The organism is Kitasatospora sp. NPDC002543 (assembly GCF_053594915.1).
On the sequence record NZ_JBSFWR010000011.1, the window covers coordinates 92,012 to 112,662 of the forward strand.

The window sequence follows — 20,651 nt, forward strand, 5'->3', positions numbered from 1 at the left end:
CGCCCAGGCCCGTGACGACGGCCCTGGGCCTCACTCCAGCCCGGCCTTGCGGCGGCACAGGGCGAGGACCTCGCCGACGGTGTACAGCTGGTCGAAGTCCTTGGGCTTCACCGGGATGCCCAGCTGCTTGCGGATGGACTGGCTGAGCTCGACCATGTCGAGCGAGTCGATCTCCAGCTCGTCCAGGGCGGCGTCGTCGACGATGCCCTCGCGTTCGACGCCGAGGTCGACGAGGGCGTCGACGACGAAGTTCTCGATGGCGGTGCGGTCCAGTGTGTCGGGCATGGCTCTCCTCGTCCGCGCGGGGCGGCGGTGGTGGTGCGGGGTGGGACGTGACGGCGGTCCGGCACGGTGCGGCGCTGCGGCCGCGGGCTCAGGCCTTGGTGGAGTGGTACGGGGCCCAGTGCCACTGCCGCCAGTAGCTCTCGGCGATGTCCAGCCACTGCTCCAGCCGGGCCGCGTCGTCCAGGAAGCGGTTGGCGCTGACCACCAGCCAGCTGTAGACGGCCTGGCTGTCCCGGCAGCCGCCGCAGTCGCCGGAGGTGCAGCAGAACTGCAGCGACTCGTAGTCGGCGCCCCAGACGTTGAACCCGGGGATGACCGGGTTGCCGTTGGCGACGCGGTCCTCGTGCTCGGGGGCGTCGACGCTGAGGCTGGGGCAGACGTCGTAGCCGAACCGGCCGCCCCAGTGCGTGCGGCCGGTCACCAGGGTCTCGATGAAGTACGGGTGGCTCACCACCGCGTGCGGGTACAGGTCCTTGACCCGCTGCGCCTCGTCCAGCACCCGCTGCTCGTTGGCGATCTTCAGCGGGGTCTCGGTGCCGTGCTCGCTGTAGAAGTTGAAGGTGACGATGTTGCCGTTCTCGGCGATCTTCCGCACGGTGGGCTCGATGTGCTCGACCCCGGCCTCGGAGAGCGCGTAGATGAACAGCACCCGCTGGTCGTCGCGGTAGTGCGAGAGCGCGGTGTCGAACAGGCCGCTGAACTTGGAGCCGTTGACCCGGATCGCGCGCAGGTCGTCGTCGAGCGGGCCGCCGCCGAAGATGCTGACCGCGATGGCGATCTTCTCGAAGCCCTGCTTGGGCATCGGGCGCAGGCCGTTGGTGGAGATGGTGATGTACGGCAGCTGTTCGACGAAGGCCTCGACCCGGCGCGGGACGAGGGTGGGCTCGCCGCCGATCAGGGTGGCCTGGTTGACGCCGTCGTCGGCGAGCTTGCGGGCGAAGGCCCGGATGCGGTCCAGGTCGGACAGCTCCTTGACGGCCGTGTCGAAGCCGCCCTCGAAGTACCAGCAGCCCTTGCAGCGGATGTTGCAGGTGTTGGTGAGGTGGACCTCGCAGGAGCGCACCTCGCGCCCCAGCCGGCGCAGCCGGTGCAGCCGTTCGGCCAGGTCGGGCCGGTCGGCGATGAGTTCGGCGGTGCGCGCCTTGGCCTCGCGTCGGCTCAGCGGGCGCTGTTCGATGGTGACGGGTGTTGCCATGGCGGTGGGCTCCTCGGGAGTCGCGGGATCGGCGTGCTACAGCTCCTGCTACTCCGGGAGGCGCAGACCCAGGTTCTTGATGCGCGGGGTGACCTTCTCGCGCCACAGGTCGCAGGCCTCGCCGTTGGTGGTCTGGCGCAGGCCGAAGCGGACGGCGAGCTTGGCGCGCTCGGAGCGCGGGCTGCCGAAGATCCGGATGAAGGTCGGCCACAGCCGGTCCAGGGCCTGCTGGAGCTGCTCGCGGCCGTCGTCGGTGGCGGCGAGGTTGCGGCACACCCGGGCGCCGTGGGCGATGTGCACCTTCTCGTCGAGGATGATCGTGCGCACCGCGTCGGCCCAGGGCCGGTAGCTGCTCTGGGCGAACTCGGAGATCATCACCATGGCCGTCTCCTCCCCGATGTAGGAGAAGATGCCGCGCTCGGCCCAGGTGGTGCAGTTGTGGAACTCCTGGGCGCGGAACAGGTTGCGCTCGGCGAGCGTCTGGTTCTCCATGTACGTGGTGTCCACGCCGATCTCGCCGAGGACCCGCTTGCCGATCTTGTAGTGGTCGTACTCCTCGGCGGCGCGCTCGGCGCAGACCTGCCGTTCCTCCGCGTCGGGGGCCAGCGGCAGGAAGACCTGCACGTAGTCGTCGCCGCCGGAGAGCTCCCCCTCGGTGTTGACGACCATCCCGCGGATGGCGATCTCCCGGTACTCCTCCGGCATCGCCAGGAACTCGTCGGGAGTGCGGACCACCACCGCCTCGTCGTCCAGAATGGAAATACCCATGGCACAACACCCCGTTTCCGAAGCAGGAATCTGAAGCAGGACATGGCGGGTGTGAGCGGCCGGGGGCCCGCTTCCACCGGGGCCCTCGATGACGACCGCAAGGAAAATGACGCCGCCCCCCAGCGGCCGGCGGAGCTCCACACCGGCTCCGCTGCAGTTGCTCGGAGCGTAGGTGCTGCATTTTGGGCCGAACAAGGTCCCTAGCGAACGGTGCCGACCGGATTCGGCCACCCGGACCCGCCGGAGCGCCCGGTTCCGCCTCGGACGGCACCGCCATGACATGCCGAATTCCCGTGCGCGTAACCGATCTTGGCCGCTGACCACGGGGAACGAAGCTGGCCGGAAGCGGGCCTGGAACGCCCCGGGCGCACCACCGGTCCGACGGTTACGCTGAGCCCCATGACCACCGACTCGAACACGGCGGTCGCCACCGTCGACGTCCTCCTGGGCCCCGATCAGCTCAATGCCCTGATCGCCGACCAGTTCCCCGACTACGCCGCCTGCCGGGTCACCGCGGTGGACGCCCGCACCCTGGTGCTGGCGGTGGACGGCGACCGCCTGCGCGTCCGCCCGGGCGGCACCGTCTCGGGCCCGGAGCAGGCCGGCCTGTGCGACCTGGCCGCGTTCCTGCTGATCAACGCCCGGCTCGGCCCCACCCTGATGGCGCTGACCAGCTCGCTGCAGATCAACTTCCTGAACCGGCCGCGCCCCGGGGCGCTGCGGGTGCACGCCCGGACGGCCAAGTTCGGGCGGCGGCTGTGCGTGGTACTGGCCGAACTGCTGGACGCCGACGACGTCCTGGTGGCCAGCGCCACGCTGACCTACGCGATCCCGCCGGCCCGCCCCGCGACGGCCTGACCGCCCACCCGCTCCCCTCCCGCCCCCTTCCCGGACCCGCCCCGCCCGATTCGCCCGGCCGCCGCCCCACCCCCGGCAGCGGGACGAATCCGACATCCTGAATACGGGGTGGGGTATATTGGCGGGACGGTCTCCACTCCCGGGAGGCCCGGAGAACGGAGAACGACATGTGCCGACGAGTCGCCTGCCGCACCTGCGGGAAGCCGACCTTCGCCGGGTGCGGGATGCACGTGGAGCAGGTCCTGGCCGGGGTGCCCGCGTCCGCCCGGTGCGACTGCGCCGCCCGGGGGCGCACCCGCAAGGGCTGGTTCCGCAGGCTGTTCGGCCGCGGCTGACCCGCCCCCCCCCTCCCGTCCGTACGCCAACAACTGGCCAGGGTGGCGCGAAAGATGACAGTAAGTCGGCCGACCTTGCGATCTTTTGGACATGGAATGATCTAAGTATTGATCCAGAGCCCGTTCCCCTCTAAATTGCGGTGCAATGTCACACTGAAGCGCCATTTGGCGTGCCCTGGGGGGATACGGTGCCGGACACCGCACTCGAAGCACCGCACCAGCCCGCGAACAAGCTGCCCCGGGTCTTCTACCGGCTGGCCGCAGGCGATGCCCTGAACACGTACGGGAGCCAGCTCGACCTGATCGCCCTCAGCCTGTTCGCCTACGAGGCCGCCGGCAACGCCCTCGGCACGGCCGGGTACCTGGTCCTGCGACTGGGCGGCGGCGTCATCGGCGGCCTGGTCGCCGGGCGGCTGGTCGCCCGGCTCGAACGACGGCGGCTGATGACGGGCTGCGCCCTGGCCCAGGCGCTGGCGCTGGTCGTCGTCGCCCTCGTCCCGGCCTCGATGCGCATCCCCGTCCTCTACCCGCTCGCCCTGGTCCTCGGCGGAGCCGCCGCGGTGGCCGCCGTCGCCCTGCGCACCAGCATCCCGGAGATGGTCGGTCCCGAACGCCGGGCCCGGGCCAACAGCGTGATGGCGAGCTGCCGGTCCACCGCGATGGTGCTCGGCTTCGCCTCCGCGGGCGTGGTGGTGGCCTGGGCGGGTTTCCGGGCCGCCCTGCTCATCGACGCGACCAGCTTCGTCCTCTTCGGGGCCCTGGTGGTCCGGCTGCCCCTGCCCACCCGCGCCGCCCGGCCCGCCGAGCCCACCGAGCCGGCGGCCGAACCGGACCCGGCCGCCGCCGAACCCCGGCGGCGCGGCCCCCGCTGGCAGGCACTGATCGTCCTGCGGGCCGCCCCCGTGGTGGGCGCCATGGCGGGCATCCGGCTGCTGGACGCCTTCGGCTCCGCCGCCCACAACATCAGCCTGCCGGTCTTCGCCAACCAGTCCTCCCCCGGCAACCCGGCCACCCTGCTCGGCACCTTCTGGGCCACCTGGGCGATCGGCAACCTCGGCGCCCAGCAGCTGGTCTCACGGTTCATGCTGCGGCGCGGCATCGAGCCCGGCGAGCGCGGCTTCGCGCTGGGCACCTGCCTGATGTCCGCCTGCTTCATCCTGATCTTCACCGACCTCCCGACCCCGCTCTTCCTGCTGGCCGCGATCGGCGCCGGCCTCGGCGACGGCTTCACCGAGATCTCCTACACCACCCGGATCCAGGCCCTCGCCGACGAGCGGCGCGGCGAGGCCTTCGGCATCCTCGCCTCCGCCGAGAACATCGGCATGGGCACCGGGATGCTGCTGAGCGGCTCCCTGCTGGCACTGCTCAGCCCGCTGACCGTGGTCGGCGTCTCGCACTCCGTCCCCATCGTGCTGGCGCTCGGCTTCCTCGTGATGGTCGCCCGCGCCCGCCGCCGCTGAGCGGCCCGCCCGGGCTCCTCCCCGAACCCCGGCGCCCCCGCGCCGTCCGCACCGCCACGCCGTCCGCACCACCACCACGTACGCACCACCACGCCGTACGTCCGCACACCCGGCGCCCCGCGCCCGTCCGCACGGCCCGCACCGCACCGCGGCGCCCCCGCGCCGCCGCCCACCGTTCCACGCCACCCGTCTCCGCTCCCCTCCCTGCCCCGGGGCGGCCCACACCCGCGCCCCGGCACCGATCCGAAAGGTGCCGAACCTCATGAGTCCCACCGGTCCCGACCACGGCCGGCTGCGCGCCCTGGAAGCCCGGCTGCTGCTGCGCCCGGAGATCGCCGACTGCGCGCTGCTGCCCGTCGAGCACGAGAACGGCCGCCCCGGCCTGCTGGCCTACCTGGTGCCCGCCGTCGACGACGATCCCGAGGCCCTGCGCCGCCGGGCCGCCGCCGCGCTGCTGGACGCCGACCCGAGCGCCGACGTACGCCTCCTGGACGGCATCGTCCGCACCCCCGAGGGCGAACCCGACGCCGCCGCCCTGGCCGCGGCCTTCACCCGGCCGCCCGCCGCGCCCGGCCCCGCCCTGCGCCACCTGCGCGAACTCACCGACCGCTGGCGGCCGTTCGGCGAGGCCTCGGCCGCGACCGGCCCCGCCCCGACGGAGCCGACGGCCGCGCCCCAGGGCCCCGGCACGGAGGCCGTCGGCGCCCCGCTGCCCGCCCCCGCACCCGACGCGCCCCGCACCCTGCCCGAGGCCCTGCGGCGCGCCGCCGAGCTGCACCCCGACCGCGGGCTGCACCTGGTCCGGGCCGGCGGCGGGACGACCAGGGTGACGTACCGCCAGCTGCTCGACCGCTCCCGCGAGATCCTCGCCACGCTGGCCTCCGCCGGGCTGCGCCCCGGGGACCGGGTGATCCTCCAGGTCCCGGAGCCGGAGCTCTACTTCCCGACCCTGTGGGCCTGCCTGCTGGGCGGGGTGCAGCCGGTGACGGTCGCCCGCCCGCCGGACTTCCACGAGCGCAACCCCGTCCTGGAGAAGCTCTGGCACGCCTGGCAGACCCTGGAGGAGCCGCCGGTGCTGGCCTGCGGCCCGGCCGTGGCGGGCCTGGAGCGGCTCGGCGAGCTGTACCCGGCGCCGGGTCTGCGGGTGATCGCCGTCGACCGGCCCGCCGACACCGACCGGCCGGACGCCACCGACCGGACGGACGCCGCCGGCGCCGAGCACGCCCCGGCTCCCGGCGACGTCGCGATGCTCCAGCTGTCCTCCGGCAGCACCGGCCGCTCCAAGGCCGTGCAGATCACCCACCGCGGCATCCTGGAGTACGTGGCGGGAGCGGTCTCCCAGGGCTGCGACCCGGCCGACACCACCGTCAACTGGCTGCCCCTGGACCACGTCGCCGGCCTGCTGATGTTCCACCTGCGCGACGTGGTGCTGGCCGCCGACCAGGTCCAGATCCCCACCGAACTCGTGCTCGCCGATCCGCTGGTCTGGCTGGACGCGCTGGAGCGCCACCGGGGGGCCCACTCCTGGTCGCCCAACTTCGGCTTCCGGCTGGTCGCCGAGGCCGTCCGGGCGGCCGGGCCGGGCCGGCACTGGGACCTCTCCTCGGTCAAGTCGCTGATCAACGCCGGGGAGCAGTGCACCGAGGCGGTGCTGGACGAGTTCCTGGCCGCCACCGCCCCGTTCGGCGTCCGCCCCGAGCACCTGCTGCTGGGCTGGGGCATGGCCGAGACCTGCACGGTGATCACCTACAAGCGCTACCACGAGGACGGCGCCCGCCGCCTGGTGCGCACCGACTCGCTGACCGGCCGGCTGGAGCCCGCCGACCCGGCCTCGGCGGAGCGCGGCACCGGTTTCCTCAGCATGGGGCGGCCCGCGCCCGGCACCCGGATGCGGGTGACCGACGACGACGGGCGGGTGCTGCCCGAGCTCTGGGTGGGCCGGCTCCAGGTGCGATCCGGCCGGGTGACGCCGGGGTACCTGAACAACCCGCCGGCCAACCAGGAGTCCTTCGTCGGCGACGACTGGTTCGACACCGGGGACCTCGCCTTCCTGGTGGACGGCGAGGTGGTGCTCACCGGCCGTCGCAAGGAGATCATCATCGTCAACGGCGTGCACTACTTCTGCCACGAGCTGGAGGACGTGGTGGCCTCCGTGGCGGGGGTGCGCTCCGGGCACGTCGCGGCCTTCGGGGTGCCGGACGAGCGCACCGGCACCGAGCAGCTGGTGATCGCCTACGTCCAGAGCGACCCGGACGCCCCCGCGCCGCCCGTCGCCGCCGAGGTGCGGCAGCTGCTGGCGGCCCGCCGCCAGCCGGCCCCCGCGCTGGTGCTCCCGGTGCCGGCCGCCGACTTCCCGCGCACCACCAGCGGCAAGATCCAGCGCACCGCGCTGCGCCGCCGGCTGCTGGACGGCGAACTCGACGAGCACATCGTCGCGTTGGACCTCGCCGAGGCCAACGCCCGGACCCTGCCGGACTGTGTGCGGCAGCTGGTGTGGGAGCCCCGCCCGGTCACGGCGGCCCCGACGGCCCTGCTGAGTGAGGAAACGATCCTGCTGCTAGGACCGTCCGGCCCCGGCACCCTCACCGAGGCGCTGGCCGCCGCCCTGCCGAACGCCCTGGTCGTGGACCGGCCGCCGACCACCGACCCCGAGGACTGGCTGCGGGCCCTCGGCGACCGGCCCGCCGACCGGCTGGTCTACCTGTGGAGCGCGACGGACGGGAAGGACGTACCCACCCCGTCGACCGACGGAGAGGACGCCTCGGCCCCGCCGGCGGACGAGGCGCTGCTCGCCCTGCTGCGGGCACTCCCCGCCCGGGCCCCGGTCGGCGAGCTGGTCTCGGTCAGCACCGGACTGCACGCCGTGCTCCCCGGCGAACTCCCCCGGCCCCGGGCCGCGTTGACCGCCGCGCTGACGGCCGGGGCACGGGCCGAACAGCTGGTGCCCACCGCCCGGCACCTCGACCTGCCCGACGGCGCACCGGCCGCGGACCGGGCCGCCGCCCTGCTCACCCTGCTCGCCGACCCCCGCCCCGAGCCCGAGACCGCCTGGCGCGCGGGCCGCCCGTGGGTGCCCCGGCTGGGCACCGCCGACACCGGCCCCGGGACCTCCCCCGCGCCGGACGGGGCCGGCTGCTCGCTGCTCACCCCCGGCGCCCACTACCTCGTCACCGGCGGACTCGGCGGGATCGCCGCCGAGCTGCTGCCCGGGCTGCTGCGCGAGTACGGCTCCCGGCTGCTCATCGTCGGCCGCAGCGACCTCGACGCCCCGACCGCCGAGGCGGCCGAGCGCCGGGCCGCGCTGCGCCGGCTGGCCGCGCAGGGCGGACAGGTCACCTACCGCCAGGCCGATGTGACGGACCGTCAGCAGTTGTCCGAGGCGCTCGCCGAAGCCGAGCGGGAGTGGGGAGCGCCGCTGGACGGCGTGCTCCACCTGGCCGGCGGCTACCGCCTCGCCCTCCTCGCCGACACCGACACCGAGGGCTGGCGCGAGGCCGTCCGCGCCAAGAGCGAGGGCACCGACCACCTCGTCGAGCTGGTCCGGCAGCGGCCCGGCGCCCAGTTCGTCGCCTTCTCCTCGATGATCGGCCTCCAGGAGGCCGTCGGCTCCACCGGGTACGCCGCCGCCAACCGCTACCTGGAGAGCACCGTCGAACGGCTGCGCCGGGAGACCGCCACCCCGGCCTGGACGATCTCCTGGGGCCTGTGGAGCGGGATCGGCATGAACCGCGACGCCGAGAACGAGCAGGCCGCCGCCGGACGGGGCATCGCCGTGCTGAGCGCCGCGCACGGCCGCCGGCTCGCCGCGCTGCTGCTGGCCGGCGCCCCGGGCCACCACTACGCCGGCCCGGACCCGAGCTCCCCCGCCGCCCGGCGCCGCCTGCTCGCCGCCGAGCCCCGCCCGGTGTCCGCCGCGGCACCGTCACCGACACCGTCCACCGCGACGCCGTCCGGCGCGGCACCGACACCGGCACCGGCCGTACGGGCCGGCGCACCCGCCGCCGGGCAGGCCGCACCCGCCAGTCTGCGCCGACTGGTCCTGGACGCCTTCGAGTCCGTCCTCGACGGCCCGCTCGACCCGGGCCGCCCGCTCGCCGACCTCGGTATCGGCTCCCTCCAGCTGATGCGGGTGCACGGCGCGCTCAGCGCCGCGCTGCCCACGCCCCCGGCGCCCACCGAGCTGTTCCGCCACCCCACCGTGGACGCCCTGATCGCGCACCTGGCCGCCGAACCGGCCGCCCCCGCCGCCGCGTCCGCCCCGGCCACCGCCCACGCCGGATCCCCCGCCGCCGGACCGGGCGAGGACCGCCGGGTGGCGATCGTCGGCCTCGCCATGCGCCTGCCGGGCGCCGACACCCCGGAACAGTACTGGCGGAACATCGTCGAGGGCGTCCGGAGCACCACCCGGTTCACCGAGGAGGAGCTGGCGGCCGCCGGGCTCCGGGAGGAGGAGTACCGCCACCCCGACTTCGTCCCGGTCACCGGCGCGATCCCCGGCATCGACCACTTCGACGCCGAGGCCTTCGGCATCAGCGGCACCGAGGCCGCCCTGATGGACCCGCAGCAGCGCCTGCTGCTGGAGATCTGCCGCCAGGCCCTGGAGGACGGCGGCTACGACGCGCCGGACCCGGAGCGCCGGGTCGGGGTCTTCGCCGGCACCGGGATGACCCTGTACGCGCTGCGCACCTACTACCAGCACACCCTGGCCACCACCGCCGACCCGGCCGAGCCGCTCGCCGCCCTGCAGACCGCGATCGGCAACCAGGCGGACTTCGCCGCCACGCGGGTCGCCTACCGGCTGGGCCTCACCGGCCCGGCGATCGGCGTCCAGACGGCCTGCTCCACCTCGCTGGTCGCGGTGCACCTGGCGGTGCAGTCGCTGCTGGCCGGGGACTGCGAGCTGGCCCTGGCCGGCGCCTCCGCCCTGCACATCCCGCAGGCCGCCGGCTACCGCTACGAGGAGGGGTCGATCCTCTCCCCCGACGGCGCCTGCCGGGCCTTCGACGCCGGGGCGGGCGGCACGGTCGGCGGCAACGGCGTCGCCGCCGTACTGCTCAAGCGCCTCGACCGGGCCCTCGCGGACGGCGACACGATCCACGGGGTGATCCTCGGCTCGGCCGTCAACAACGACGGCGGCCGCAAGGTCGGCTACACCGCGCCCAGCGTGGACGGGCAGGCCGCCGTGATCGGCCGGGCCCTGGACCTCGCGGGCGTGCCGGCCGAGAGCATCGGCTACGTCGAGGCGCACGGCACCGGCACCCCGCTCGGCGACCCGATCGAGTTCCGGGCGCTGGACCAGGCGTTCCGCGCCCGGACCGGGGCCACCGAGTTCTGCTCGCTCGGCTCGGTGAAGCCCAACATCGGCCACCTGGACACCTGCGCGGGCATGGCGGGCCTGATCAAGGCCCTGCTGGTGCTGCGGCACGGGACCATCCCGCCGCTGGTGAACTTCACCAGCCCCAACCCCGCGCTGGAGCCGGCCGGCAGCCCGTTCCGGCTGGCCGCCGAGCGCCGGGACTGGCCGCAGGGCCCCGCCCCGCGCCGGGCCGGGGTCAGCGCGCTGGGCGTCGGCGGCACCAACGCCCACCTGGTGCTGGAGCAGGCCCCGGAGACCGCGGCGGTGCCCGCGCCGAGGCCGGCCCCGACCGTGCTGCCGCTGTCGGCCCGCACCGCCCAGGGCCTGACCGAGCTGGCCACCCTGCTCCGGGACCGGCTGGACGCCGAACCCGCCCCCGCGCCCGGCGACCTGCCGCTCACCCTCGGCGCCGGCCGGCGCGCGCTGCGCCACCGGCTGGCCGTCACCGGCCCCGACCCGGCGGCCCTGCGCAAGGGCCTGGACGCCTTCCTGGCGGGCCGGGCCACCGCCGGGGCCGTCCATCGCGAGACCGGGCGCGGCGAGGTGGCGCCGGTGCTGCTCTTCACCGGCCAGGGCGCCCAGTACCGGGGCATGGCCGCCGAGCTGTACCGGGCCTTCCCGGCCTTCCGCGCCGTCCTGGACGCGTGCGACCGGCTGCACCGCGAGAGCTGGGACGAGCCGCTGCTGCCGCTGCTGCTCGAACCGGCCCCGGAGGGCACCGAGGACTCCTGGACCACCGAGGCGGCGCAGCCCGCCCTCTTCGCCCTCCAGGCCGCCTACCTGCGGCTCTGGCAGGAGCTCGGGGTCCGCCCGGCGGCCGTCGCCGGGCACAGCGCCGGGGAGTACGCGGCCTTCCACGCGGCCGGCGCGCTCGACCTGGCCGACGGGATGTTCCTGACCGCGCTGCGCGGCCGGCTGATGCACCGGCTGACCGAACCGGGCGCCATGACGGTGGTCTCGGCCGGCCCGGACCGGCTCGCCCGGCTCGACGACTGGCTGCCCGGCGTGGAGCTGGCCGTGGTCAACGGCAGGGGCCAGTGCGTGCTGGCCGGCCCGCCCCGGGAGATCGCCGCCGCCGAGGCCGTGCTGGCCGCCGACGGGGTGACCACCGAACGGCTGGCCACCGACCGGGCGTTCCACTCCCGCCTGCTCGACCCGATGCTCGACCCCTTCCGCGACCAGCTGGCCCGGCTGCGGCTGCGGCCGCTGACCGTCCCGCTGGTCAGCAACCTCGACGGCGAGGTGCTGGCCGCCGGGACCGTCCCGACCCCCGAGTACTTCCTCCGCCAGACCCGGCACACCGTCCGGTTCGACCGGGTCCTCACGGCCCTCGACGGGCAGGGCCACGAACTCTTCCTGGAGCTCGGCCCGCACCCGACGCTGACCGGCATGGGCCGCCGGGAGCTGCCGGAGCGCCACTTCGTCGCCGGCGGCCGGCGCGGCGCCTCGCCGGAGCAGCAGTTCGACGCCGCCGCGGCCGCGCTGTGGTCGCACGGCGTCCCGCTCGACTGGGCCCGCTTCGCCGCCGCCCGGGACTGGCCGGACGGACCGGCCCGCCGCGTCCCGCTGCCCACCACCGTCTTCCAACGCCGCCGCCACTGGTTCACCGCCCCTGCCCGGCCCACCACCGAGGACCCCGCCATGCGCCAGGACCCACCCCAGCAGACCGCACCGGCCTCCGCGCCGGCCGCCGTACCCGACTCCGCACCGACGCCGAGCCCCGAGGAACTCGCCGAGCAGGCCGTCCTGCGGCAGGTCGTCGAGCAGACGGCCCGCCAGCTCGGCTACGACGAGGACGCGGTCGGCACCGACGAGCCCTTCTTCGACCTGGGCGCCGACTCCCTCTCGATGATCAACATGATCCGGGACCTGGAGCGCGCGTTCCGGGTGCGGGTGTCGATGCGCGAGCTGTTCGAGGCGGCCGACACCCCGGCCCGGCTGGCCGGGCTGATCGCCTCCCGGCTGGAGCCCGCGGTGCTGGCCACCCTGCTGCCGGCCGCCCAGCCGGAGCCCGTGACGGTTCCGGAGCCCGCGCCCGCGCCCGTCGTGGTCGAGGCCCCCGCGCCCGCGCCGACGGCCCCGGTCGTCCAGGCCGCCCCGGCCGCTCCGGTCGTTCCGGCGGTCCAGGCGCCGGCGCCGCAGCCCGTGCCCGCCGCACCGGCCGTACTCGCCGTACCCGCCGCCCCGCAGGCCCCGCAGGCCCCCGCCGCGCCCGCCCCGGTGACCGACGGCACCGGCCTGATCGAGCGCCAGCTCGCGCTGCTCGGCCAGTTCTCCGACCTGATGCGCGACCAGCTCGGCCTGCTGGCGGGCGGTGCGCCCGCACTCCCCGCGGCGCCCGTCCCCGCGGCCCTGCCGGCCGCCCTGCCCGCGGCCGCCGCCCAGCCCGTCGCCGCGCCCGTCGCCCCGGCTCCCGTCCAGCCCGCCACGCCCGCCACGCCCGCCGCCGAGGCCCCGGCCCCGGCCGCCCCGCAGGTGCACGGCCCCCGGGTGACGGTCTCCCGCGAGTCCGGCATGGCCTCCGGCGGCCTGACCGACCAGCAGCGCGCCCACGTGGACGAACTGGTGGCCCGCTTCACCGCCCGCACCACCGCCTCCAAGGCGATCACCCGCCGCCACCGCCGCACCCTGGCCGACAGCCGCGCCGTGGTCGGGTTCCGCTCCGGCACCAAGGAGATGCTCTACCCGCTCGCCGCCCGCCGGGCCCGGGGCTCCCGGCTGGAGGACGTCGACGGCAACCCGTACGTCGACATCACCATGGGCTTCGGCGTCCTGCTCTTCGGCCACGACCCGGAGTTCGTCTCCGAGGCCGTCCAGGAACACCTGTCCTCGGGCCTGCGGCTGGGCCCGCGCGGCCCGGAGACCGGCGAGGCCGCCGAGCTGCTGGCCGAGCTGACCGGCACCGAGCGGGTCGCCTTCGCCAACTCCGGCACCGAGGCGAACGCCGGGGCGATCCGGCTGGCCCGCGCGCACACCGGCCGCGACAAGATCGTCATGTTCGAGGGCTCGTACCACGGCCACTTCGACCACACCCTGGGCCGCACCCTCGGCCGCGGCGCCGACCGGGAGACCGTCCCGGTCTCCATCGGCATCCCCGGCAGCGCGGTCGCGGACCTGCTGGTGCTGCGGTACGGCGACGCGGAGAGCCTCAAGGTCATCGAGGAGCAGTGCGACCGGATCGCCGCCGTCCTGGTCGAGCCGGTGCAGAGCCGCCACCCGGGCCGCCAGCCCGCCGACTTCGTCCGCTCGCTGCGCGAACTGACCACCCGGCTCGGCATCGTGCTGGTCTTCGACCAGATGCTCACCGGCTTCCGCCCCCACCTGCGCGGCGCCGAGGGCTTCTGGGGCGTCACCCCGGACATGTCCACCTACGGCAAGGTGCTGGGCGGCGGCTACCCGATCGGCGCGATCGCCGGGCGGGCCGACATCCTGGACGGCATCGACGGCGGCCACTGGGACTACGGCGACGACAGCTACCCGCCCAAGGACACCACCTTCTTCGGCGGCACCTACATCCAGCACCCGCTGGCGATGACCGCCGCGGGCGCGGTGCTGCGCCACCTCAAGGCGGCCGGCCCCGGCCTCCAGGAGCGGCTGAACGCCCGCACCGACGAGCTGGCGGCCACCCTGAACGGCTTCTTCGAGGAGGAGGAGTTCCCGCTGCGGCTGGCCCACTTCGGCTCGCTCTTCCGCTTCGAGCCGCGGGCCGACATGGAGCTGCTCTTCCCGCACCTGCTGACCCGCGGGGTCTACGTGTGGGAGTGGCGCAACTTCTTCCTCTCCACCGCCCACACCGACGGCGACCTGGAGTTCGTGATCGACGCGGTCCGCGAGTCGCTGCGCGACCTGCGGCGCGGCGGCTTCTTCCCGGCCTCGCCCGGCGTCCGGCTGCCCGCCCCGCGCCCGGCCGCCGAACTCCCCGCCGCCACCGAGGCCGTGAGCGACCGGGCCGAAGCCGTCCCGTACCGGCCGGTCAGCGACCCGCAGCGGCCGGTGGACTTCAGCCTCTACTTCTTCGGCGACTACCCGCTGGACTCCCCGGAGGACGAGAAGTACCGCATCGTCCTGGAGAGCGCCCGCTTCGCCGACCGGCACGACTTCCACTCCGTCTGGCTGCCGGAGCGCCACTTCCACTCCTTCGGCGGCATCTTCCCCAACCCCTCGGTGCTCGCCGCCGCCCTGGCCCGGGAGACCAGCCGGATCCGGCTGAACGCGGGCTGCGCCGTGCTGCCGCTGCACCACCCGGTGCGGGTGGCCGAGGAGTGGTCGGTGGTCGACAACCTGTCCGGCGGCCGGGTCGGCCTCGGCTGCGCCAGCGGCTGGCACCCCAACGACTTCCTGTTCTTCCCCGAGAACTACGGCAGCCACAAGGAGCTGATGCACCGCCAGATCGACACCGTCCGGGCGCTGTGGCGCGGTGAGCCGTACCAGGGGCGCAACGGCAACGGCGAGCCGATCGAGGTGGCTCTCCACCCGCGTCCCCTCCAGGACCTGCCGCCGATGTTCACCGCGATCGTCGGCAACCCGGACAGCTTCCGCGAGGCCGCCCGGCACGACCTGGGCGTCATCACCAACCTGATGACCCAGGACATCGCCCAGCTGGCCGAGAACATCGAGATCTACCGGCGCACCCGCGCCGAGCACGGGCTCGACCCGGAGGCCGGCCGGGTGGTCGTGCTGGTCCACACCTACCTGGGCACCGACCTGGCCACCGCCCGCGAGCAGGCCTACCGCCCGTTCTGCACCTACCTGCGCTCCTCGCTCTCGCTGTTCGGGCAGATGGCCAACAGCCTGGGCCTGACCCTGGACTTCCAGAACGCCCGCGAGGACGACCTGGAGTACGTGCTGGAGCGCGCCTACGAGCGCTACTGCGCGTCCCGGGCGCTGATCGGCACGCCGGACAGCGTCCAGGGGGTGCTGTCCGAGCTGCGGGCGGCCGGCGCGGACGAGATCGCCGCCTTCGTGGACTTCGGCCTCTCCCCCGACCTGGTCGCCGCCGGGCTGCCGCAGCTCGACGTCCTGCGCCGGGACACCCTGCGCGGCGCGCCGCTGTCCTACGCCCAGCAGCGGATGTGGTTCCTGCACCGGATGCTGCCCGACGGCGGGCAGTACAACGAGGTCAAGGCGATCGAGCTGGACGGCCCGCTCGACCCGCAGGCCCTGGACACCGCGCTGCGCGGGCTGGTCGAGCGCCACGTCGCGCTGCGCACCGTCTTCCTGGAGCAGGACGGCGAACCGTACCAGCAGGTGCTGGCGCCGCCCGCCGGCCCGGTGCTGCGGCGGGTCACCGCCGACCCGGCCGCGCACGACGCCGTCGCCGACCTGGTCAACGCCGAGGGCGCGCACCGCTTCGACCTGGCCGAGGGCCCGCTGTTCCGGGCCCTGCTGCTGGAGCGGGCCGCCGACCGGCACGTCCTGGTCCTGTCGATGCACCACATCGTGATCGACACCCTGTCCACCGTGGTGATCACCCGCGAGCTCGGCGAGCTCTACCTGGCCGCGCGGGAGGACCGCGCCGCCCGGCTGCCGGTGCTCGCCACCGGCCCGGCCACCGAGGCCGCCCGCGAACGGGCCAGGGTCGCCGCCGGCGAGTACGACGAGAGCCTCGCCTACTGGCGCAAGGTGTTCGGCGGCGGCGAGCTGCCGGTGCTGACACTGCCCACCGACCGGCCCCGGCCGGCGGTGCCGGACGGCCGCGGCCGCTCCTTCGTCCACCACCTGCCCGCCGGACTCTCCGACGGCCTGCGGGAGTTGGCCCGCGCCAAGCGGTCGACCCTGTTCATGGTGCTGCTGACCGGCTTCGCCGCCGTACTGCAGCGCCACGCCGGCCAGGACGAGATCGTGCTGGGCACCCCGGTCGCCAACCGCGCCGAGGGCACCGAGGACCTGGTCGGGTTCTTCGTCAACACCCTCGCCCTGCGCCTGGACCTCTCCGGCGAGCCGGCCTTCACCGAGGCCCTGGGCCGGGTCCGCTCCACCGCCCTGGACGCCTACGAGCACCAGCAGCTGCCCTTCGAGGTGCTGGTCCAGGACCTGAACCCGCAGCGCGACACCAGCCGCAACCCGCTCTTCCAGGTCATGGTCGAGTTCGAGAACCACATGGTCTTCGAGCTGGACCTGCCCGGGCTGACGGCCCGCCCGCTGGACCACGTCCCCGACCGCTCCGCCTTCGACCTGACGCTCTTCCTGACCAGCCTGCCCGAGGGCATCCGCTGCCACGTGGAGTACGCCGAGACCCTCTTCGACCGGGCCACCGTCGACCGGCTGGTCGGCGCCTTCGAGCGGCTCCTCACCGCCGCCGTCGCCGACCCGGAGCGCCCGCTCGTCGAGCTCACCGCCGTGCCCGACGCCGAGGCCGACACGGCCCTGGAGTGCGGCCCCGCCGCCGTCCAGGACCCGGCGCACCCGCTGGCCGTCTTCGCCGCGACGGCGGCCGCACACCCCGAGCGGACCGCGGTCGTCGCCGCCGACGGCACCGAGACGGACTACCGCACGCTGCTCGCCCGGGTCGAGGACCTGGCCGGCCGACTGCTGGCGGCCGGCGTCCGCGAGGGCAGCCGGGTCGGCGTCCTGCTGCCCCGCTCGGTGGACCTCGCCGCCGCGCTGCTGGCCATCCTGCGCCTGGGCGCCGTCCACGTCCCGGTCGACGTGCTCCAGGGCCCCGAGCGCTGCCGGCTGATCGTCGAGGACAGCGCGCCCGCCGTCCTGCTCACCACCTCGGACGACGCCCCGGCCGAGCTCGGCCTGACCGTCCCGACGGTGCTCACCGGCACCGCCCCCGACGGCGCCGCCCCCGTCGAACTGCCCCCGCTGCCCGCCCCCTCCGCGCAGGCGCCCGCGTACCTGCTGTACACCTCCGGCTCCACCGGCCGGCCCAAGGGCGTGCTGATGCACTCCGAGGCCCTGGCCCACTTCCTGGCCTGGAACCTCGCCGACCACCCCGCCGCCCGGACGATCCAGTACGCCTCCTGCGGGTTCGACGTCAGCGTCCAGGAGACCCTCACCACGCTGGCCGGCGGCGGCACCCTGCTGCTGATCGAGGAGGAGACCCGCTACGACGTCACGGCGCTGGCCGCCGTCGTCCGGGCCACCCGGGCCGAACGGGTCCACCTGCCCTACACCCCGCTGGCCGCGCTCGCGGACGCGCTCGGCGAGGAGCCGGTGCCGCACCTGCGCGAGCTGATCTCCGGCGGCGAGCAGGTGCTCCTCACCCCCGGGCTGCGGGCCTTCCTGCGCCGCAACCCCGGCTGCCGGCTCGTCAACCACTACGGCCCCACCGAGACCCACGGCCTGACGGCCTGCGTGATCGACCCGGAGGGCACCGAGCACGCGCCGATCGGCCGGCCCACCCCGGGCAGCCGGATCGTGCTGCGGGACGCCGCCGGACGCCGGGTGCCGCCCGGCGCCGTCGGCGAGATCCACGCCCTCGGCGTCCAGGTCGGCATCGGCTACATCGGCCTCGACCAGGAGACCGCCGCCCGCTTCACCGACACCCCCGACGGCCGCGGCTACCGCACCGGCGACCTCGGCCGGTGGCGGCCGGACGGCCAACTGGAGTACCTCGGCCGGGCCGACCGCCAGGTCAAGGTGCGCGGCTACCGGGTCGAGCCGGGCGAGATCGAGACCGTGCTGCGGGGCCTGCCCGGCGTGCGCGCCGCCGCCGTGACGGCGCGCCGCACCCCGGCGGGCACCGCACTCGCCGGGTACGTCGGCTGCGCGGCCGCCGAACTGCCCCGGATCGCCGACCGGTTGGCCGACCTGCTGCCCGACTACATGGTCCCCGGGCTCTGGGCCACCGTCGACACCCTGCCGTTCAACGCCCACGGCAAGCTGGACACCGCCGCCCTGCCGGAGCCGCGCCCGCTCGGCGCGGACGCACCGGAGGCCGCGCCGGCCACCGAGCTGGAGCGCACCGTGCAGCGGCTCTGGGAGGAGGAGCTCGGCCGCCCCGTCGGGGTGGAGACCTCCTTCTTCGACCTGGGCGGGCACTCGCTGGCCGCCACCCGGCTGCTGAACCGGGTCCGCGAGGCGACCGGCCTGCGGATCGGGGTGCTGGACTTCTTCCGCCGCCCCACCGTCCGCGCGATGGCCGCCCACCGGCCGGCCGTCGAGCAGCGTCCGGCCCCCGCGTACGAGGAGGGCACCCTGTGACCGCCACCCACCACGACACCCTGCCGCCGGACACGGCGCAGGACGACTGGGCTCGGCTGCTGCGCCTGCTCGACGAACGCGAGATCGCGCTGCGCACCACCACCGGCGAGCGGCTCGGCTACGTGGCCCCCGCGGGGGCCGTCGACGAGGAGGTCACCGGCCTGCTCCGGGCCCACCGCGACCGGCTGCTGACCACCCTCACCGGCGACGGGGCGGCGCTGTCCGCCGCGCCCGCCGGGGTGACCCAGTGGCGGCTGCGCAAGTCCCACAACGCGGCGGCCGACCCGGCGGTCTGGAACATCACCCAGCGGATCACCCTGCGCGGGCCGCTGGAGCCCGAGCGGCTGGCCGCCGCGCTGACGGCGGTCGTCGAACGGCACGAGAGCCTGCGCACCCGGTTCGTGGAGACCGAGCTCGGAGTGCTCCAGCAGGTGCTGCCGAACAGCCCGCTGGGCGTCCCCGTCGCGGACCTACGCGCGCTCGCCCCCGCCGAACGGGAGGCGGCGCTCGCCGAGGCCCTCGCCGCCGAGACCGCCCACCCGTTCGACCTCGCCGCGGGCCCGCTGCTGCGCGCCCGGCTGCTGCGCCCGGCGGCCGAGGAGTGGGTGCTGCTGCTGAGCATCCACCACATCGCGGTCGACGGCTGGTCGCTGGCCACCGTGCTGGACGACCTGGGCGCGCTCTACCGCAGCGGCGGCGCGCCGCTGCCCCAGGAGGCCGGCCGGATGACCGACCACGCCTGCTGGGAGCGGACGGTGGTCAACCGGGCCTCCATCGCCGCGGCCGCCGACCACTGGGCCGGGGTCCTCGGCGGCTCCTCGCTCGCGGTGGACCTGCCCACCGACCGGCCGCGCCCCGAGCAGCGCTCCGGGCGCGGGGAGACCACCGGGTTCCGGATCCCGGCGCCCGTGGCCGAGGCGGTCGGGCGCTACGCCGCCTCGCGCTCCACCACCGCCTCGGCCGTCCTGGTGGCCGGCCTGGCCCGGTTCCTCGGCACCCTGACCGGCGCGCCGGAGGCCCTGATCCTGCTCTCCAACGCCAACCGCACCCGGCCGGCCGACGAGACCGTGGTCGGCCTGCTCACCAGCAGCATGCCGATCCTGGTGCCCACCCGGGGCGGGAGCGGGTTCGGGGCCCTGGTGGACCGCGCCGCCGAGACGATCGCCTCCGCCCTGGACCACTCCGTGATGCCGTTCGGCCTGCTGGCCGAGCCGCTGCGGGAGCGCGGCATCACGATGCCCGCCGGGTACCCGCACATCCTGTTCGCCGTCCAGAGCACCCCGCCGATCGCCCTCGACCTCCCCGGTCTGACCGTCGGGATCGAGGACATCCCCGGCCCCTCCGCGCGCGCCGACTGCTCCTTCGCCGTCACCCCCGACGCCGACGGCTACGCCGGGCAGGTCGAGTACGACACCGACCTGTTCGACCCGGGCACGGTCAAGGGCTGGCTGGACGCCCTGGTGGCGGACCTGGCCGAGCAGTTGGAGGTGCCGCTCCCGTGACACCCGACGGGCCCGGCGGGCGGCACCCCGCCCGCCGGGCCCGTCCCCGGTGGCGGGCGAATCGTCCCGACACGGAGCTTGCCCCCGGGTGGACCGGGTAGGAGGCCGGGGTGTCGGTGGGCCGACCCACCGCACGTGGTGTCCGAGGACCCGTGGTGTCCGAGAGAGGGTGCGATGACCGGCCGAGTGATCTACGCGTCGTTCGAGTTCCAGTTCCCGCTGGGCGGCATCCGCGTGCTGAACCAGCAGGTCGCGCTGTTACGGGCGGCCGGCGTCGAGGCGTACCGCTGGACGCCCACCCCGGGGTTCCGCTACACGTGGTTCCACGACGACGTGCCGACGCTGTCCGGCACGACGCTGGACCTCGGGCCCCAGGACGTGCTCGTCCTGCCCGAGGTCAGCGTGCTCCAGGGCCGCGACCCGGCGCCCGGCGGCCGCAAGGTCGTCTACTCCCAGGGCCACTACGTCAACTTCCTGACCTGCCCGGGCCCCGGACCGTACCCGGGCTGGTCCTCCCGGCCGGCGCTGTGGACGGTCTCGCGGGCGGGCGTCGACATGTTCCGCCGCGCCCTGCCCGAGTACGAGCCCCACCTGGTGCCGGCCGTCGTCGACACCGACGCGTTCCGGCCGGCGGCGACCGGGCGGGCGCGCGGGCAGCGGGTCAGGAAGTCGGCGGTCTCGCGGTCGAAGCAGGCCGCCCGCAGCGCCTGGAGCTGGCTCACCAGGGCGTTCTCCCCGAAC

At 75.2% G+C, this 20,651-nt stretch carries 9 protein-coding genes; 6 read left to right on the forward strand and 3 right to left on the reverse strand.

What is annotated here, in order from left to right; translation table 11 throughout:
* Positions 1-30 precede the first annotated feature (30 nt).
* The 3 genes from ACWD4P_RS07885 to ACWD4P_RS07895 all read right to left on the reverse strand — a co-directional run bounded on the left by ACWD4P_RS07885 (position 31) and on the right by ACWD4P_RS07895 (position 2,248).
* Positions 31-285: an acyl carrier protein gene (locus ACWD4P_RS07885; RefSeq protein ID WP_188301678.1), complete on the reverse strand. Its 255-nt coding sequence runs from the start codon at positions 283-285 to the stop codon at positions 31-33.
* 88 nt (positions 286-373) lie between these two features.
* Positions 374-1,480, reverse strand: coding sequence for a radical SAM protein (locus ACWD4P_RS07890; RefSeq protein ID WP_359820328.1), 1,107 nt, complete (start codon positions 1,478-1,480; stop codon positions 374-376).
* Between the two features lie 48 nt (positions 1,481-1,528).
* A complete protein-coding gene (locus ACWD4P_RS07895; protein ID WP_359820325.1) occupies positions 1,529-2,248 on the reverse strand; it encodes a Phenylacetic acid catabolic protein in 720 nt (239 codons plus the stop codon).
* A gap of 399 nt (positions 2,249-2,647) precedes the next feature.
* Here ACWD4P_RS07895 and ACWD4P_RS07900 point away from each other — a divergent pair, with 399 nt between their 5' ends.
* From ACWD4P_RS07900 to ACWD4P_RS07925, 6 genes are all read left to right on the forward strand, one after another.
* Positions 2,648-3,106, forward strand: coding sequence for a PaaI family thioesterase (locus ACWD4P_RS07900; RefSeq protein WP_449778956.1), 459 nt, complete (start codon positions 2,648-2,650; stop codon positions 3,104-3,106).
* A gap of 167 nt (positions 3,107-3,273) precedes the next feature.
* On the forward strand, positions 3,274-3,441 hold the full coding sequence (locus tag ACWD4P_RS07905; protein ID WP_449778957.1) for a hypothetical protein: 168 nt from the start codon (positions 3,274-3,276) through the stop codon (positions 3,439-3,441).
* A 188-nt stretch (positions 3,442-3,629) separates the two neighbouring features.
* Positions 3,630-4,901, forward strand: coding sequence for an MFS transporter (locus ACWD4P_RS07910; protein ID WP_359820318.1), 1,272 nt, complete (start codon positions 3,630-3,632; stop codon positions 4,899-4,901).
* A 262-nt stretch (positions 4,902-5,163) separates the two neighbouring features.
* Complete coding sequence (locus ACWD4P_RS07915; RefSeq protein ID WP_449778958.1) at positions 5,164-18,408, forward strand: MupA/Atu3671 family FMN-dependent luciferase-like monooxygenase; 13,245 nt, start codon at positions 5,164-5,166, stop codon at positions 18,406-18,408.
* The gene (locus ACWD4P_RS07920) at positions 18,405-19,910 is read left to right on the forward strand and encodes a condensation domain-containing protein (protein WP_449778959.1); all 1,506 of its coding nucleotides are present in this window, start codon (positions 18,405-18,407) and stop codon (positions 19,908-19,910) included. The genes ACWD4P_RS07915 and ACWD4P_RS07920 overlap by 4 nt, the downstream gene beginning before the upstream one ends.
* A gap of 174 nt (positions 19,911-20,084) precedes the next feature.
* A partial coding sequence (locus tag ACWD4P_RS07925; RefSeq protein WP_449778960.1) for a hypothetical protein occupies positions 20,085-20,651 on the forward strand: 567 nt, incomplete at its 3' end.